Origin of the sequence: Algoriphagus algorifonticola, assembly GCF_007655305.1 — a bacterium.
Taxonomy (GTDB): domain Bacteria; phylum Bacteroidota; class Bacteroidia; order Cytophagales; family Cyclobacteriaceae; genus Algoriphagus; species Algoriphagus algorifonticola.
Map to the genome: position 1 here is coordinate 110,178 of NZ_VLOG01000039.1, position 17,041 is coordinate 127,218.

The following is a 17,041-nucleotide window of genomic DNA, read 5'->3' on the forward strand; positions in this document are numbered from 1 at the left end:
ATACTTATGAGAAATTCCCGAAACATATTACTAATATTTTTGCTGGCATTTTCGATTTACGCCTGCGGCCCCAAAGGTAGGGAGGGAGTAGAAGAAGAGCAGTTTGCAGGCTATTGGTATCAGGGTCAAGCCGAAATCAATGTTTTTGATTTGGAGCAGGTTAGGTACGGAGAATCCAGAAATGGTACTGCTGTTTTAATTTTTGTGACGGAAGATTTTTCCAAAAGGAAACAGGTGAAGCTAGATGATCCCTCCGGAGCAGGAAGGGATGCCAAAAAGGTTATGAAACTCAACATGACGAGAGAGTTTGTCACTGGAGTTTACCCTTATAATACTATGCTGTCAGTTTTTACACCGATCTATGAAGAGCTCAATTCCTATAAAATCGTCTCCTCGGTCACGGAATGGTGTGGTCAGGCCTTTACTCAAATGAATTGGAAAAATAGTGCCTACAAGGTGCAATTGTTTTCATATTTTGAATCGGAAGGAGATCAGGAGCTGAAAATCGATGCCAAGGCAGAGGATGAGTTATTTAATTTGATTCGCTTGAATCCTGATTTGATTGCTGAAGGAGATGCCAGATTAATTCCGGGATTGACTTTTCAAAGGTTTTCTCATGTAGAACTAAAAGACTATCGAGCTGATATCAGCAAAAATGACCTGGGTGAAAACAGTTCTGAATTGATCGTGGACTATCCGCAACTCAGAAGAACCCTAAAAATACAATACAAGAAATTTTTTCCATACGAAATCTTAGCCTGGGAGGAAATTCAAACCAAAAGTAATGGTGATCAGGAAGTGACTAAAGCTATTCGAAGAAGTCTCAATATGCTGGATTATTGGAATAAGAATGAAGAATTATTTGAGCCTCTGAGAAACGATTTAGGAATTGAAATATAATAAGCATAAGGCGTTATTATTAATTTTTGGCGCTTTTCTAGTCATTGGTGTTTATGCCTTAGGGTACTCTATTTCCAGAGAGAATTTCCCATATCTCTTTGCAGCATTTTCCCTGTCTTTTTTGGGGATGTATGGAATATATAAGCTTCAAAAATATCAGGAAATATGGTTGGGCATATTTCTTTTCGGATTTTTGCTAAGGTTTATATTATCTCACTCAATACCTTTATTATCAGATGATTATGCTAGATTTCTTTGGGATGGTGAAATAGTCAGATTAGAGGGGAATCCCTATGACAAAACTCCTCAGAAATTGGTAGAAGATTCAGCTAACGAGCTCGAATTTTTTGAGCGCCTTTATCCTTATTTGAATTCTCCGAATTATTATTCAGTTTATCCGCCTTCCAATCAATTGTTGTTTGGATTGGCTGCAGAAGCCAGTGGGGAAAACACGCTTTTCGGAATAATTTCACTCAGATCTTTCTTATTACTTGGTGAGCTTTTGGTCTTTTTCGGCTTACTCAAGCTATTCCGAAGGTTTGATGTGCCATTGAGAAACCTGGTTTTATATTGGCTCAATCCTTTAGTGATTCTAGAAGTCATAGGCAACCTTCATTTTGAAGGGATAGTTCTGATGTTCCTTTTAGGTTCATTGATCGCATATTCAAAAAATAAGAAATTTCTAGCTGGTACATCTTGGGGATTGGCTATAGGAGTGAAGCTTCTGCCTTTTGTCTTTCTACCTTCCTGGTTGTTTTTTAGAAAAATTAAATTCAGCCCGTTTTTTTGGATTGGAACTCTATTGGCCTTTTGTATTTCATTTATTGGATTAGTTTGGGATGATGCCTGGATTAATTTTTTACAAAGTATCAGATTATACCAGGGAAAGTTTGAATTCAATGCTTCAATTTATTACCTGCTCAGGGAGGTAGGCTTCTGGATCAAAGGCTATAATACAATCGAGACTTTAGGCAAAGTTTTAAGCTTGACTTTTGTGATTTGGGTTTGGTTTATTTCTTGGAAAAAAGGGCCCAAGTCACTTTTTAAGCTGGCAGATTTATGGGTCTTGATCTATCTGAGTTACCTATTGCTTCAACCAGTTATACATCCTTGGTACTTAATTCCAGGATTAGGATTGAGTTTGATGACTGGAAAAAAGTCTTTTTTGGTATGGAGCTTTGCAGTGATTTTTTCCTATCAGGCATATGGAAACCCTAATTTTGAAGAAAGTAGCTTTTACTTGGTGCTAGAATATGCTTTATTGCTGATCGCTTTGGTTTGGGATTATCGCCCTCAAATCTTCTCTACTCTCAATAAACTTTCAAAAAATGAATCTTAATGTAAGATATGTCCTCATTTTAATTGTATCGTCCGCATTAGTCTCTTGTACTCCCTCGGAGGAACAGCAGGCAAAAGATATTCTTGAAAAGTCGATTGAAGCACATGGGGGATGGAATGCTTGGGATAAAGTAGAAACTATCAGTTTCAGAAAGTGGACCAGATTATTACTAGAAGATGGAGCTGTTGAGAGTGAAACTGATCAGCTTTTAAGCTTTAGGTTACAACCTTCTTTTGAAGGAACCATTCGCTGGGAGAAAGATTCTGTGGAGCATTTAGCCCATTTTGACGGAGAGTTCATGCATTATACTATTGGCGGAAACCCTGTACAAAACCCGGATTTTTTAGCTTCTAAGAAGAAGGATTTTGATGCTGCTTTTTATGTCATAGCCCAGCCTTGGAAATTATTGGAGGATGAAGGGGCTAAACTTACCTATGTTGGTAAAAGAGAAATCTTTTTCCAATCAGTAGAAGTAGTTAAAGTTGATTATGGACCCGGGAAAGATATTTGGTGGTATTTTTTTGATGCTGATAGCTATATGATGGTAGGAAATGAAGTTCAGCTTTCCGATCACAGAAGCCGGATCGAAAACTTGAATTATTCTTATGCTGATCCGTTTATATTCTACGGAGAAAGAAAAAGCTTTAGAGTGAACAAATCAGGCGATAACACCTTTTTAAGGGCCGAGTATAGCTATAGTGATTTTGAAATTGAAAATGTTAAATAACAGAAAATGAAATATTTAATAATATTTGTTTTAAGTATTACATTAATTTCATGTAACTCAAAAACGGAAGCTGAAAAAATTGTGGATTTGGCAATTGAGGCACATGGAGGGAATAACTATCCCAACTCTTTGATTGAGTTTGACTTTAGAAACATTCATTATACGATCTATAAATCAGAGAACTCATTTGAGTATATCAGGGAGTTTGAGGATTCCACCGGAATGGTGAAAGATTTACTCAATAATGAGGGTTTTACACGAACTGTCAATTCTGTAAAGATCGATACTTTAACAGAAGAAAGAATAGGAGCATTTTCAAGATCTGTGAATTCTGTGGCATATTTTGCTTTTCTACCTTACGGCTTAAATGATCCTGCGGTAATTAAGACATATGTTGGAAAAACAGAGTTGAACGGAGAGTCTTATCATTTAATCAAAGTCACATTTCAAAAGGTAGGAGGAGGAGAGGACTTCGATGATCAGTTTTTATATTGGATAGGGGAAGAGGACTACTTGATGGATTATTTGGCATACAGTTATCATACTGATGGAGGTGGAGTTCGTATGAGAGAAGTGAGCAATGCTGCTGAGAAAGGTGGAATAAGGTTTCAGAATTATTTAAATCTTAAACCTCAGGATAAAAATACTCCTGTCGACAGCATGCAAGTCCTTTATGAAAAAGGTAAATTAGAATTACTTTCTGAAATCAACCTGGAAAACATTCAGGTTGCGGAGCTAAAAAAATAAAAAAGGATATCCGCTTTCTTACCAGTAATAACAAGATACGGATTATTGTCTGATAAAAGGATCAGAATCCGGAAACTTCGCCTGCCTGCCGTGGCTGGGTCTTCGGTAATCGGTCTTCCAATCGGTCAAACAAAGAAAATATGGCAACTGGCATGATTGCGGATAATTAGAAAAATAAATTTTATGAATCCCAAATCCCTTACTTTTTCAAATAGCGATGGCATCAATCTTTCGGCTCACTTATATATGCCTTTAGATAGAGAGCCTAAATTTTATGCAATTTTTGCCCACTGTTTTACCTGTTCCAAAAACTTCTCTGCCGTCAGTAGAATTTCCAAATCACTTTCTCAAGAAGGAGTAGCGGTTTTTAGCTTTGATTTTACCGGATTGGGAAGGAGTGAGGGAGATTTTGAAGACAGCACCTTCAGTTCCAATATCTCAGATTTGCTGGATGCTGCTGCTTTTTTAAAGGAGAATTATGAGGCTCCAAAAATGCTTATTGGTCATTCCTTAGGTGGTGCAGCAGTATTATATGCCTCTCCTCATTTGGAAGAGGTAAGTGCCGTGGTGACCTTGGGAGCTCCAGCTGATCCACTACATGTAAAGCATCTTTTTCAAAATAGTATTGAGGAAATAGAAGAGTCTGGAAAAGCCAAAGTTTTCATAGGAGGTCGTCCTTTTCAAATTAGCAGTCAGTTTGTCAAAGACCTCGAGAAGAAACCTATAGACAGCTTTCTGAAAAAATTAAAGAAGTCATTATTGATCCTTCACTCACCACAAGATGAGATTGTTGAAATCAAAAATGCTCAGATGATTTATGAAGCTGCTTTTCATCCTAAATCATTTGTCTCTTTGGACGGGGCAGACCATTTGGTGTCCAAAACTGAAGACGCTGCCTACATCGGTCAGGTGATTGCTTCCTGGAGTAATCGTTATATTGAATCCAAGCAAGCAGTAGAGAATGACACCAAAGGTAATCCTGTGATGGTTCGCCTGAGTAAAAATCAAGGCTATACTACGGATGTTAAAACACCTTTTCATCATTTGATCGCAGATGAGCCAAAGGATGTGGGTGGCAATAATCTAGGACCTACCCCCTATGATTTATTGATGGCTTCATTAGGGACATGCACTGCTATGACCTTGAAAATGTATGCAGAACGCAAAAAGTGGAACTTGGATGAGGTGAGAGTTTACTTAGATCATCAAAAAGTCCACAAAGAGGATAGTGAAAATCCCGATGAACCATCAGCCAAGGTGTCTCAATTTACCCGGGTGATAGAATTGGAAGGGGATTTGAATCAGAAGGAACGGCAAAGATTGCTTGAAATAGCGAATCGATGCCCTGTTCACAGAACTTTAGAAGAAGATATTGTAATCCATACCGTACTCAGCAAGTGAAAAATATCCCTATGAAATACCTCTTAAGTTCTGTTGCATTAGTCTTCATATCTTCCTTTTTCTGGTTTTTTTCTTTTGATTCTAACCTTCCCGTATGGAAAGAAAAGTACAACGGCGTCTGCTGGGTAGGTAGTAGAAATCCACTACAAGGGGGAGAGTTTCAGGAATTGACTGCTAATGGTATTAATGCAATTTCTCAAACTCCATTTGGTTGGCAGTCAGAAATCAATAATCCCGAAATCAGGTGGCAGGTTGAAAATGATAGGCAATGGTGGGGAGAATCTGGTAGAGGAATCTCAGCTACGCTGGACTCTTCACAGAAGTTTAATATTCACAATATGCTCAAGCCGCATCTTTGGGCTCGTGGAAGTTGGCCGGGTGAGATTGAAATGACGAATGAAGCTGATTGGAAAATTTGGTTTGAAAATTATGAAAACTTCATAGTCGACTATGCCCGCCTAGCTGAAAAAGAGGGGATTCCAATGCTTTGTATAGGAACTGAATTGGAAAAAACCTCTCAAAGGGAAGCAGAATGGAGAAAAGTTATTCAAGCAGTGAAAAATGTCTATTCCGGTCAATTGACTTATGCTGCCAATTTCACGGAATATCAGCAAGTGAATTTTTGGGATGAATTGGATTTTATTGGAATCCAAGCTTACTTTCCTTTGTCTGATAAAAAGACTCCCAATCTTAAAGATTTGAAAAGATCTTGGGAAAATCACATTCAAGAAATTGAAAAGCTGGTTAGAAAAACCGGAAAACCTGTTTTATTCACGGAGATAGGATATTGTAATACAGTAGATGCGGCAAAAGAGCCTTGGGTTTGGCCGAATGAACGAAAAGAGATTGCCTTATCAGAAGATATTCAGGCCATGTGTTATCAGTCGTTTTTTGAAACTGCCTATCAAAAAGACTGGTTAGCAGGAGTTTATTTTTGGAAATGGTATCCTGAAGGAAAAAGGAGGGATCCTGACTTTACTCCTCAAGGACTTCAAGCCGAGAAGGTGATGCAACAATATTTTCTTGTTGACTGAATTCATTTCCTACTGTGACTTTTGTCATTTTTTTCATGTAATGGATAGGCTAGCTTTAATAAGCTTATTAAACAGTCCATTTCTAACCAAACTTCAAGAGTCATGAAAAAGAACATGGGTACCACAGATAGAGCAATCCGATTGACGATCGCCGCCATTCTTGTCGCTCTCTACTTCTCAAATTTTATATCCGGAATCATTGGAATTGTGGCAATTGTGATTGCTGCTATTTTCACTTTAACGACCCTAGTTGGTTTTTGCCCACTATATACATTGGTGGGAATCAATACCTGCCCAAGAGCAGAAAGTAAATGATAATGCGTAATAGTTGGGCGAAAAGCTAGAAGCCATGCTTCTAGCTTTTTTCTTTTGGGAATTTTTAGATGAACTTTTTTGAAAATTTTAGTAAATAGTATTTTCAAAATCAATAAAATCAAAAAATGAAGAATAATCCCAGAAGAGAGTTTTTGAAATCCACAGGTCTTTTTGGATTAGGCTTGGTTGGTGCAGGGTCAGCTTTGGCACAGGAGTCTAAAATTTTACCTTTTGAGGCTCAATATGGAAAGCAAAGAAACCAGGCTTTCAATATGTCTGGTTACGCTGCTCCCAAAATTGACACTGTGAGGGTGGGTATCGTGGGCTTAGGCATGCGTGGCCCTGGAGCTGTGGATAGGCTTAGTAAAATTCAGGGAGTTGAGATAAAAGCCCTTTGCGATCTTTTACCTGATCTTGTTGAAAAAGCGAAGGAAATGCTGAAGGGAACACCGCATCAGCCTATTTCCTACTCTGGAAATGTATATTCCTGGAAAGAAATGTGCGATCGGGAAGATTTAGATTTGATTTACATTGCTACACCATGGGAGTGGCATACACCTATGGCAGTTTATGCCATGGAAGCTGGAAAACATGCGGCAGTTGAAGTCCCAGCTGCCAGAACTTTGGATGAATGTTGGCAGTTGGTAGAAACTTCTGAGAGAACAAAGAAGCATTGCATGCAATTGGAAAACTGCTGTTATGATTTCTTTGAACTGATGACTTTAAAAATGGCTCGTGAGGGATTTTTTGGAGAGGTTGTTCATGTGGAAGGCGCCTATATTCATGATTTGCTTTGGTTGAACTTTGACAAAGACAAAGGCTACCAGAATATGTGGAGACTACGGGAAAATTACAGAGATGGAAATCTTTATCCTACCCATGGTCTAGGTCCAGTTTGCCAGATTCTTAATATCAACCGTGGAGATCAAATGGATTATTTAACTTCATTGAGTTCTAATGATTTCCAGATGAAAAAGAAAGCTGAAGAGTTGGCTCAAGAGGATCTTTTCTGGGCTGAATTTGCATCTAAAAATTACCGAGGGAATATGAACACAACCATGGTAAAGACGAAGCATGGTAAATCAATCATGATTCAGCACGATGTAACCTCACCAAGACCATACAGTAGATTACATGTGGTAAGCGGAACAGAGGGATATGCACAAAAGTACCCTCAACCTAGAGTTTCCAAAGGTCATGCATGGATGAAGGAGGAAGAGATGAAAGAATTGGAGAAAAAATACACTCCTGAGATTGTTCAGAAAGTGGGTGAATTAGCGAAAAAAGTAGGGGGCCACGGAGGAATGGACTTTATGATGGATTGGAGACTAATTGATTGTTTGAGAAATGGATTGCCATTGGATCAAGATGTATATGACGCGGCACTTTGGAGCTGTATCAGTCCATTAAGTGAGTGGTCTGTGGCCAATAGATCCAATTCCATTGATGTTCCAGATTTTACGGGTGGAAGTTGGAAAACCAATGAGCCAGTTAAAATAACTTTAGAAGGAGGGGGAAATACCCAAGTGCGGGTTTAAGTTTCCACATGACCTTGAGTACGGGGATGGTTGACAAAATACATGTTCATCATCCCCTTATTTTTTACATCTATTTCACCTCTAAATTCACATGCGTAGGTATTTTTGATCTCATTGAAAAAGTCCTCGGAGACATTGATTTTGCCAGTTTCAGAGTTACTCTCCATTCTCGAGGCGATATTGACAGTATCTCCCCATATGTCATAGGCAAACTTTTTGTGCCCAACTACACCTGCTACAACAGGACCCAAGTGAATACCTATGCGGATCTGAAATACAGGTTTGTTATGCAATCTACTTTTTTCATTGTATTGATCAGTGAATTTTAAAATATCCCTTGCAGCTTCTAATATGCGCAGCGCATGGTCCTCGCTTGGGATAGGAATACCTCCTGCTGCCATGTATGCATCTCCTATGGTTTTGATTTTTTCCAATCCGTATTCATCCATAATCTCATCAAAACGAGTGAAGAACACTTGGAGATTTTGAACCAATTCATCCGGACTCAACCTTTGAGCTATTCTTGTGAAGTCTTTGATATCCACGAACATGACTGAGACTTTTTCATACAGTCTTGCAGAGGCTTTGCCTGTTTTAATCAGTTCTGTTGCTATTTCTTTTGGAAGAATATTGAGCAAAAGGGCATCACTTTTTTGTTTCTCTTCTTCTAATTCCCTTGTTCTCTCCTGAACCAACTTTTCCATATTCTCATAGAGCAAAGCATTCTCAATGATTCCTCCGATTTGAGCAGCCATCAATCTCATCAAAGAGATTTGATTTTTTGAGAAAGCATTTTTTGTCAGAGAGTGAGTTAGGTAAATGATACCTGAAATCTTAGACTGATTGATAAAAGGAATACACAGAATTGATTTTAGCCTTTTGGACTTTACAATTTCATCGGAATCAAAAGGTTTGGTTGTAAATGCATCTTCAATCAATAGAGGCTCTTTACTCGCTTTAGCATAATTGATTATTGCGGGACTGACTGCTTCAGTTTCATCCAGATCCTCTTTAGGAAAATGGGTGTGAAGTTGGTGGTTTGCCATGGTTGACACCTCCAAAATCCACTTTCCATCCCGATTGATAAGAAAATGTCCTTCCTGTGCGCCGGTATTTTCCATGGCATAGGTAATTAGCTTTTCCAGGAGAGCTTCTAATTTGATTTCACTCACCAGTGCTTCCATGGTCTTCACCAGGGTTTGAGTGTCAATTTGTCCAATTTCTGTGGATGAGCTTGAAAATTCGTAGCGACTGGCTTTAGAGGAAGTGGAATCGTCCTCTTCATGAAGAAGGAAAATGGACTTTGACACACACCCAATTCTTTTCGCCTCTGCAGCTGCCTGATTACTCCAATATTCAGACTTAGGATTCTTTTCTTTTTTGAAAAATTGACTGATCAACTCAGCAAACAGGATGTAATATCGAGTATGCTTTAATTCCTTTAAATTTTCTGCACTTACCTCCAGCTTTTCATAATCCAACTGCTTGGTTTCATAATACTCTAAACTTGCCTCAAAAATATTCAAGTAAGGAGTGTAGCAGACTGGGTTAAGTTTGGAAAGTGATTTTAGGTCATCAATGGTTTCCTTAATCATTGCCTTTAAATCAGAATCCCGGAAAGTGGAACTTCCAATCTGAAACATCAGAAATACCGCATTGAGGCCACTGTTTATATTGTAATAATGGATAAAAAATGAAGTGGGTTGGTCTTTGCTATGTCTTGGCAATTTGTCAAAGTAATCGAATGCTTCGCTATACTTGCCAAAAAACATCAGGGTAGAACCTATATAACCATAATAAGACATCAGAAAAATATGATTGGTCTCTTTTAAGGCGATTTTATAGTTGTCCTCCAGCTTTCTTGGTAATTCTTTCAGTGCCTCGTTGATATTTTTACTTTCTTCCAAATAAACTGCCAGGCATTTTTCGATTATTTGGGTGATTGCCGCCTGATTGGCAAAGTTATATTGGATGGCAAACTTTTCTGTTTCCATTGCCTCCTTATGCTGGGCTTCGTAATCATCACCGACATGAAACTTCAGTGCTGTTCCGAAAAATAAATTCCAGCAGGCATACTCCATATTTCCATATTCCAGCCCCTTCAAATATCCCTCATAGGTTAAAGGAACACTGTCTACGATGTTCTTTTTGATATGGGAGGTAAATGAGACATACATCATATTGATGGTTGCCGCGTACTTCATTCTTTCCGGACGGGTAAGGAGTTCCATGGAGTTTTTTACCACCTCATATCCGTCTGATGGCTTTTTAAGGGCAGTTGTCAAGATCAATCCGTAGGAAGCTATTCCAATTACCGATTCAGGCCCCATTCCTTTTTTCAGAGTAAGTTGAATCATTTGGAAAATTAGAAGCGGATAAGTTGATATGTTGACGAAAAAGTAGGAAGACAGGGATGCCAATAAGAGCTTGAATGTAGCAAGCGCCAAAGGATCTGTGGCCTCAGGAATGTCTTTAATTTTACTCAGTTTCTTCCTTGGGAGTAATAATTGGATTTTGATAGCATGGAAAATAACCTGGATTTTGGATGCTTTATCCGGGATGTGGATTCCAACTTCTTTCAGTGCAACTTGGGCAACTTCAACAGCTTTTTTGGGTAAATTAGCGAAACCCAAGCATCTTACAATCACTTCATTGACCAATACTCGCTTGACTTGGTCATCCGCTATCTGAAATGCTAATTTTTCAAATTTTGCCTGCTTCACTGGGTCCCTTAGAAGATATGAGTACTCCAGTGCGCCTAAGTAGAGTTCAAATTTCTCCTCATTACCCAGCTTATCATCCAATAACTCAATTCCTTTCTCGGTAAAGCTTAAAGCTCCTTCAAATGAGGCTGATTGAGCAGATTTTCTTCCCGAATCCAATAAGAGCCAGCCGATTTGTTCCTTGTTTTTGGCTTTCAATACCTCCTTGTACCCAATGGAAAAATGAAGCCCGATTTCAATAGGTTTCTGGGCAATTTCTGATTGAGAAAGTTTATTTAAATAAATCTGACCAACTTCAAAATGAAATTTACTTTCTTCAGTTTCCTCTAATAATGCATAGACAGCTTGCTGAATTCTTGCATGTGCAAAGCGAAAACGTATGTCTTTATTGGTTTCTCCATAGTATTCTGGAATATACTTATAATCATTCCCAACAGGAATCAATGAGCCTTCCTGAATTAATGGCCATAAATATTGGTGAATCTGGGTCATATGCTGCCCGGTGATCAGGGATAACTGAAAAAGAGAAAACTCCATCCCAAAAACAGAGGCAACTTTTATAACTTGAAGTGCTTCCTCTGGTAATTCCCGAATTCTTAAAAGCAATAAATCGACAATATCTTCACTAAGGTTTTGGGCATTGATTGTTCTTATATCCCAAGTCCATTTATTACTGTCATAGTCAAATTCTAAGAGCTTTTTGATATAAAGCGATTCTAAAAATTTATTCAATGAAAAGGGATTTCCCTTGGTTTTAGAATAGATCAGTTCCGCAAGACTGGCTACTTCCAGTGACTCCAATTTTAGGGTGTCGGATATGAGCGCTCCCACATGATTCAAGCTCAATGGGGCCAAATGCAGCTCTTTGATAATCAGATAGTCCTCATCCAGATTATTGGACTTGATGGATTTGATGGCTTGGGTGAATGGATGGAATTCATTGGTTTCATTATCCCGATAAGCCACTAAAATCATCACATGAGAGAGACTATAATTATTGAATAAACTTTTCAATAATTCTATAGAAGCATCATTGGCCCATTGGTAATCATCTAAGAATAATACCAGGGGAGTATCTTCTGATGCTAAACTTTGCAAAAAAGCATTAATCGTAAATTGTATCCTTTGTTGGTTTTCATAACCAGTCAAGTTTACCAATTGAGGTTGAGGGGGAAGAATATGCTTCAGATTGGGAGCCATTTCCAAAATGATTTGTCCCAAACCCTTCAAATCTTTATTGAGCTTTTTTGCCCAATGAGCCTGCACCTCTGTAGTTTCTACCAAAAGCCACTCAGCAAATTGCCGAAAGGCTTTAACAAAGGCTAAATAGGGGGTTTGCCTATCCAAAACATCAAATGCTCCGGATAAGAAAAGTCCATTTTTCACCGAACTCTCTTTGTATAATTCCTGTGAAAGAACGCTTTTTCCTACTCCGCTAAAGCCACCAATTGTCATTAAGACTTTCTTTCCCTCACAAGCAAGTTTAAAATGCTTTGATAGCTCTTTGATTTCTTTTTCTCTCCCGTATAGCTTCTGAGAAATATGAAGTTTAGAGGCAATATCAGTGAGACCCGGCTCGAATTCAGGTATTTTTCCTGAAGCCTTCCAATTTTCTAAAGCGAAATTTAGATCTGCCAATAAACCAGGTATGGACTGATACCGTTCTTCTGCATTTTTTTCCAAAAGCTTGAGTACTATTTTGTCCAAAGCCTCTGGTATGTCCTTATTTATTTGACTAGGCGGTACAGGATTGATTGCAAGGTGACAATGAATCATAGCCAAAAGGTCCGAGCCCACGAAAGGAGGCTGGGAGGTAAGCATTTCATAAAAAGTAGCCCCCAAAGCATAGTAATCACTCCTTTGGTCCAATTTCCTATTCATTCTCCCCGTTTGCTCTGGAGATATGTATTCTATCGTTCCGGAAATTGTAGATAATGGCTCGTATTGTAATTCTATATTTTCAATAGAGGACCCAAATTCATAATCGATTAACTGACAGGCAGAAAGGTCTTCAGCTACAATGATATTTTTTGGATTAAGATCATTGTGAAGTGCTCCTTTGGAATGTAAATCCTGAACTTCATGACATAGTTTGATTGCCAATTCCAGAAAGCTTTTTGTGTCAAGTGATCCTTTTTCGAGTGCTTCTTTTAAGGTACTTCCTGGGATGAATTCTCGAACCATTACCACTCGGCCATTATAAAGAATTACCTGAGAATTGACTTCATTATGACTGGATCTACCGGAAATCATAGCCTCATTATGAAGTCTGCCCAAATCGCCGGTTAGATCTTCTTTTAGCAAGATGGTGTCACCAGATTCACTTTGACCTGTAAAAAGTTTACTCCTATGGCTTTCATAGTGCAGTTTTAACTGTTGTATTTGAGGGATTTCTTTCACTTTTTATTCAAAATGTGGATAGATATTTTTTTCGAAAAAGTCTTCCAGAAATTTAGTATCGGCTTTGATTTTTATGCCTTGGATTACTTCTCCATAATCCTCCCTAACCGGGATTTTATAGCTTTGATCTGTGGTAGATGCCTCAGGCATCCAAGAAGTATGAAGCGTAAAACTAAATTTCACTTCTTCGTTTTTCATTTTGCAAATTGGACCCTTTGAGATCGAAGTGGCATCAAAGACCCAAAATTCACTGCTATAAGTCCAGCCACCTTCGGGAATTTCAGTTCCTACCTGAACCGGGCAAAATAAATAGCCATCTAATTCTTCTGGAATACTTGGGTCAGGAGTTTTGCGGGGAATAAAATGAACCCCTCTTATATAAGTTTTTTTGGCACATTGATAATAATCTTCAGTCTCCATGGTCTCGAGATTTACTCGAGTAATACTGAATGGCAATTCTCTCTTAGTTGCCTCTTTGATGTCATCCAGAGAAAGATCCCGATGCGGATAATCCTTGTAAAGATTATAAACAAATTTGGTGAGCAAGTTTGAGTCAGTACCATCACTGACATACCAAAATTGTTTAATGGTCGGTACTACCTTGTCTGCAGAAAGAATATCTCTATAGGTATAAAGCACGATAGTCCAGGTATTTGGGCCTATCACATCTTCTTTCCACTTTCCAGGTTCTTCTAATACTTTGCTTTTTTCCTCTAACACCTCCAGTGAATTGCTATCAATTCTCCACTTTCCCAGTCTACTAATATCCATACTGCCTACTGCGAATAGTGAGTAGTAATTAGGATCGACAGGCTTGTTGTCCAAAGCTCTTTTATCGAAAGTTCTAACCCATTCAGCGATACAAGTTGCAGCATTATGAACTCCGTAAAGAGTGATAACTCCATCTGGATTTGCATAATCGCAGCTGTAATGGATAGTTTCCAAAGGAATCGGCTCTTTCAGTCTATAAGCAGTCAGTTTTTCTTTGGAAGGATCCATATCTTTCCTTTTGACAAGGTAGACAGTGGTAAAGGCTTCCATTTTTACAGTGCTTAAACGTCTTATCAACCTTTCTATCACCTTGCTTTCCGGGAATGGATTATCAAAAAGTAGGTCCATCGCAAACTTAAAAGAGCAATCTGTTAGAATGATAAAATCCTCGGTGATTCCCAATTGATGCATGCATTCATAAATGGCCAGTTTATCCCCAGTCTGGTCTTCAAGTTCCCAGCGCTTCATAGGACCGTTGCCATCCCATGCAAGTAAAAACATGAATACATCTCCTTTTGGCTCATCATTGTCATGAGGTTTTCCATCGACGTGATGATTTAGGTTGGTGAAAAAACCTTTCACTTCTTCATTCACATGATCGTGGTCGGGATGATCAACCAGTTTATGCGCCAGAGCTTCTAACTTATCTTTAAAAGACTCTTTATTATGCCTTAAATGATGAATAGTTTGCTCCATGTGAGTAAAGGAACCTTTATCTCTGGAGTAATTGACGGTGTAAACCTCCTTGGTAAGCGGATCAAATACGGGGTGCGCTGAGGTTTGGGCAATTCCAAAAGGCCAAGGAACCATGGGGGGCTCCGCGGTCATCCATTCAGTGCTTTTGCCCATTGGGGTAATAATTTCCAGACTTTTGGGATCCAGTAAATAGGGCCTTCCAACATCATAGGTGGCCATCAAACTTCCCTGTTTCTGCCCATTGAATTTGACAGGCTGAGTAGCTGTGTTCAGTTCGTTTCTAGAGCCGAAAACCATACTCATTCTAGTGATTCCCATATTATGGAAACCCATCAATCCATGATGTTTAGTCCCTTGTTTTGTTGCTTCATCTGCATAAAAACAAGGTGTTTTCATCAATTTGGTCTTAACCTCTGGGCTTGATTGGTTCAGATTGACCTGAATAACCATACCGTCTCCATTCATTATAGGTGAACCAAATTCGGGATTATTCTTTCCTTCTTCTGTTTTTTCCGGGAAAGGAAGGCCTTCGGAGTTAACTGTTCCTACAGGAAGTGAAACATGAAAAACCCCAAAAATATTCGCTGGAAGTTTCCCTTCAATTATCTTTAATTCACCAGTGATTTCTTTCCTTGAAGCTTTCAATAAGGGTTCACCTTGAATCGCCTTTATTTCAGAATTTTTCTTAAAAAAATTCAAAATGGCATTCCATGTCTTTTTCAAAATCATTAAATAATCAGGCTAGGTAAAAGTAAATTAATCATTATAATCTACTTTTTTTTAGCTTCTTAGCGAAAAATTAAATGAAAATAGTTTGATTTTCTTGACAGAATAGGTAGTTCGTCCAAGTTGAAAATCTCAAAAAATTACAATAACTGTCAATTCTGAATCGATTTGATTGATTTTAGCGTAAGGCCTTAGTTACCAGCTCTTTGATTTTAGTACGGTCATTTTGATAATCAGCTAGGTCAATTAGCTCAATTTTTCGAAAATCAATGGGATGGCTCTCACTTTGAAGAGCTATATAACCAGCTTTTAGAGGGGTTCCATCGAGTTTAATCAAACTATCTAAGGGACTAACAATCCCTCCTCCAATCTGAGGTTTGTAGTAGGAAATAACGGTGTCTTTTTCCACCAAATGATGAATTTCTTCATCTCCCAAAACTATCAAATAGGCCTGAACCCATTGATCTCCATGATATGTTTTGGAAGTGGAATTGATACAATGAGGAGTGAATAAAGTATCTGCCATAACCACATGGGTTCCCGGAGTACATAGATTACAAGTGCTTCTTTCATCACTGCCATTCCCACCCAAAAATTGTGCTTCGATAGATATTGGAAAATCCTGATCTGTTAAAATAGTACTCGGATCTTGGGAGTGTAGCATGGCTCCACTATTTCTGTATGCCCAATTTTCACCTTCCGGAGCTTGATCTCCAACAAACCTATATTCTACCTTAAGTAGGTAATAAGAGAAAGGTTTTTTGAAAAAAATATGCCCATATCTTCTTTGAAAAGCATCATATGCGTCATATCGAACTTGAAGCAGTCCATTATTTACCCGAAAGGTCTCTCCGAAATTATCATTCAATTCGTACCCCCTGATTTTTATATGCCAATCCTCTAAATTCTCTCCATTGAAAAGGGAAGTCCAGATTATATCTTCTTCACTTTTTTCACTGCTCTGGCAAGAGAACAAAATGATTGAAAAAGCAAATGCTAGGTATTGAAGTCTCATTTTTATTTAAATCTAAAGGTGGCGATTATTGGATAGTGATCTGAAAAGGGCTTATTTAAAACCTCATAAGAGATCAGTTCCAGTTTCTCAGGATTATACCAAATGTAATCTATTCTCCCTGTATAGGATTCGGATGAATAAGTTGCTTGAGTGTTTTTCGCCACTTGACCTGCATCAAGCCAATTTTCTGGGATGCTGTGATATTCCTCAGAATCAGGCTTGAAATTTAAATCCCCCATCCATAAGATCACATCCTGTCGACCTTGAACAAAGTTCAAAATAGAAGCTACTTGTGCCAATCGATTTTCAGGATATTCATGACAAAGGTGAGTTCCTCCGACTAGCCAGGTTTTCTGATCAATGTTTAATCTTGCCCATGCCACCGATCTGGGTTCGCCACCCTTGGGAGTTGGAAGTAATTGGGTTTCGAAATCTGCACCTCTTTTTACTAAAATACCTTCACCATATCCTCCATCTGAATAATCCATCGCCTTTGCAAAATAGCCCTGCATGCCCGTTTGCTTGGCCAGTTCTTTGACCAAATCGGTTTTTTGCCCATAGATGGGGGTTAGTCTATTCGTCATGCTATCTACTTCCTGAAGAGCAACTATATCAGGATTTAATTCATGGATCAGATTGGCCAAGCTATCTAGATTAGGCTTTCCCCTTTGGTAAGGATTTTCTCCATGGTAAATATTATAGGTCATTA

Annotated in this window: 12 protein-coding genes; 8 read left to right on the forward strand and 4 right to left on the reverse strand. The window is 38.5% G+C overall.

Annotation, left to right across the window (positions count from 1 at the left end):
• Positions 1–6 precede the first annotated feature (6 nt).
• The 8 genes from FL972_RS08855 (at position 7) to FL972_RS08890 (ending at position 8,001) form a co-directional block, all read left to right on the forward strand.
• Positions 7–900 (forward strand): hypothetical protein, encoded by an 894-nt coding sequence (locus FL972_RS08855; protein ID WP_144604888.1) that lies wholly within the window; start codon positions 7–9, stop codon positions 898–900.
• A complete protein-coding gene (locus FL972_RS08860) occupies positions 890–2,239 on the forward strand; it encodes a glycosyltransferase family 87 protein (protein WP_144604890.1) in 1,350 nt (449 codons plus the stop codon). The genes FL972_RS08855 and FL972_RS08860 overlap by 11 nt, the downstream gene beginning before the upstream one ends.
• Positions 2,229–2,966, forward strand: coding sequence for a hypothetical protein (locus FL972_RS08865; protein WP_144604892.1), 738 nt, complete (start codon positions 2,229–2,231; stop codon positions 2,964–2,966). Before FL972_RS08860 ends, FL972_RS08865 begins: the two co-directional genes overlap by 11 nt.
• 6 nt (positions 2,967–2,972) lie before the next feature.
• Positions 2,973–3,713, forward strand: coding sequence for a DUF6503 family protein (locus tag FL972_RS08870; protein ID WP_144604894.1), 741 nt, complete (start codon positions 2,973–2,975; stop codon positions 3,711–3,713).
• A gap of 183 nt (positions 3,714–3,896) precedes the next feature.
• Positions 3,897–5,114 (forward strand): bifunctional alpha/beta hydrolase/OsmC family protein, encoded by a 1,218-nt coding sequence (locus FL972_RS08875; RefSeq protein WP_144604895.1) that lies wholly within the window; start codon positions 3,897–3,899, stop codon positions 5,112–5,114.
• A gap of 11 nt (positions 5,115–5,125) precedes the next feature.
• Complete coding sequence (locus FL972_RS08880) at positions 5,126–6,148, forward strand: glycoside hydrolase family 113 (protein WP_250161326.1); 1,023 nt, start codon at positions 5,126–5,128, stop codon at positions 6,146–6,148.
• A 102-nt stretch (positions 6,149–6,250) separates the two neighbouring features.
• Entirely contained in the window at positions 6,251–6,463 is a 213-nt protein-coding gene (locus tag FL972_RS08885) for a YgaP family membrane protein (protein WP_144604897.1), read from the forward strand.
• Positions 6,464–6,588: 125 nt separating this feature from the next.
• Positions 6,589–8,001 (forward strand): Gfo/Idh/MocA family protein, encoded by a 1,413-nt coding sequence (locus FL972_RS08890; protein ID WP_144604899.1) that lies wholly within the window; start codon positions 6,589–6,591, stop codon positions 7,999–8,001.
• Here the strand turns inward: FL972_RS08890 and FL972_RS08895 are convergent.
• From FL972_RS08895 to FL972_RS08910, 4 genes are all read right to left on the reverse strand, one after another.
• Positions 7,998–13,124, reverse strand: coding sequence for an adenylate/guanylate cyclase domain-containing protein (locus FL972_RS08895; RefSeq protein WP_144604901.1), 5,127 nt, complete (start codon positions 13,122–13,124; stop codon positions 7,998–8,000). The genes FL972_RS08890 and FL972_RS08895 overlap by 4 nt on opposite strands.
• Positions 13,125–13,127: 3 nt before the next feature.
• Positions 13,128–15,320, reverse strand: coding sequence for a carotenoid oxygenase family protein (locus FL972_RS08900; RefSeq protein ID WP_144604903.1), 2,193 nt, complete (start codon positions 15,318–15,320; stop codon positions 13,128–13,130).
• Positions 15,321–15,495: 175 nt separating this feature from the next.
• The gene (locus FL972_RS08905; RefSeq protein WP_144604905.1) at positions 15,496–16,332 is read right to left on the reverse strand and encodes a 3-keto-disaccharide hydrolase; all 837 of its coding nucleotides are present in this window, start codon (positions 16,330–16,332) and stop codon (positions 15,496–15,498) included.
• Positions 16,333–16,334: 2 nt separating this feature from the next.
• Complete coding sequence (locus tag FL972_RS08910; RefSeq protein WP_186300065.1) at positions 16,335–17,039, reverse strand: endonuclease/exonuclease/phosphatase family protein; 705 nt, start codon at positions 17,037–17,039, stop codon at positions 16,335–16,337.
• Positions 17,040–17,041 lie beyond the last annotated feature (2 nt).

Excerpts from the sequence above, each read along its gene's own strand:
- FL972_RS08870 (WP_144604894.1), top strand. The coding sequence starts at position 2,973 with ATGAAATATTTAATAATATTTGTTTTAAGTATTACATTAATTTCATGT.
- FL972_RS08900 (WP_144604903.1), bottom strand. The coding sequence starts at position 15,320 with ATGATTTTGAAAAAGACATGGAATGCCATTTTGAATTTTTTTAAGAAA.
- FL972_RS08865 (WP_144604892.1), top strand. The coding sequence starts at position 2,229 with ATGAATCTTAATGTAAGATATGTCCTCATTTTAATTGTATCGTCCGCA.
- FL972_RS08910 (WP_186300065.1), bottom strand. The coding sequence starts at position 17,039 with ATGACCTATAATATTTACCATGGAGAAAATCCTTACCAAAGGGGAAAG.
- FL972_RS08905 (WP_144604905.1), bottom strand. The coding sequence starts at position 16,332 with ATGAGACTTCAATACCTAGCATTTGCTTTTTCAATCATTTTGTTCTCT.
- FL972_RS08855 (WP_144604888.1), top strand. The coding sequence starts at position 7 with ATGAGAAATTCCCGAAACATATTACTAATATTTTTGCTGGCATTTTCG.
- FL972_RS08875 (WP_144604895.1), top strand. The coding sequence starts at position 3,897 with ATGAATCCCAAATCCCTTACTTTTTCAAATAGCGATGGCATCAATCTT.
- FL972_RS08880 (WP_250161326.1), top strand. The coding sequence starts at position 5,126 with ATGAAATACCTCTTAAGTTCTGTTGCATTAGTCTTCATATCTTCCTTT.
- FL972_RS08885 (WP_144604897.1), top strand. The coding sequence starts at position 6,251 with ATGAAAAAGAACATGGGTACCACAGATAGAGCAATCCGATTGACGATC.
- FL972_RS08890 (WP_144604899.1), top strand. The coding sequence starts at position 6,589 with ATGAAGAATAATCCCAGAAGAGAGTTTTTGAAATCCACAGGTCTTTTT.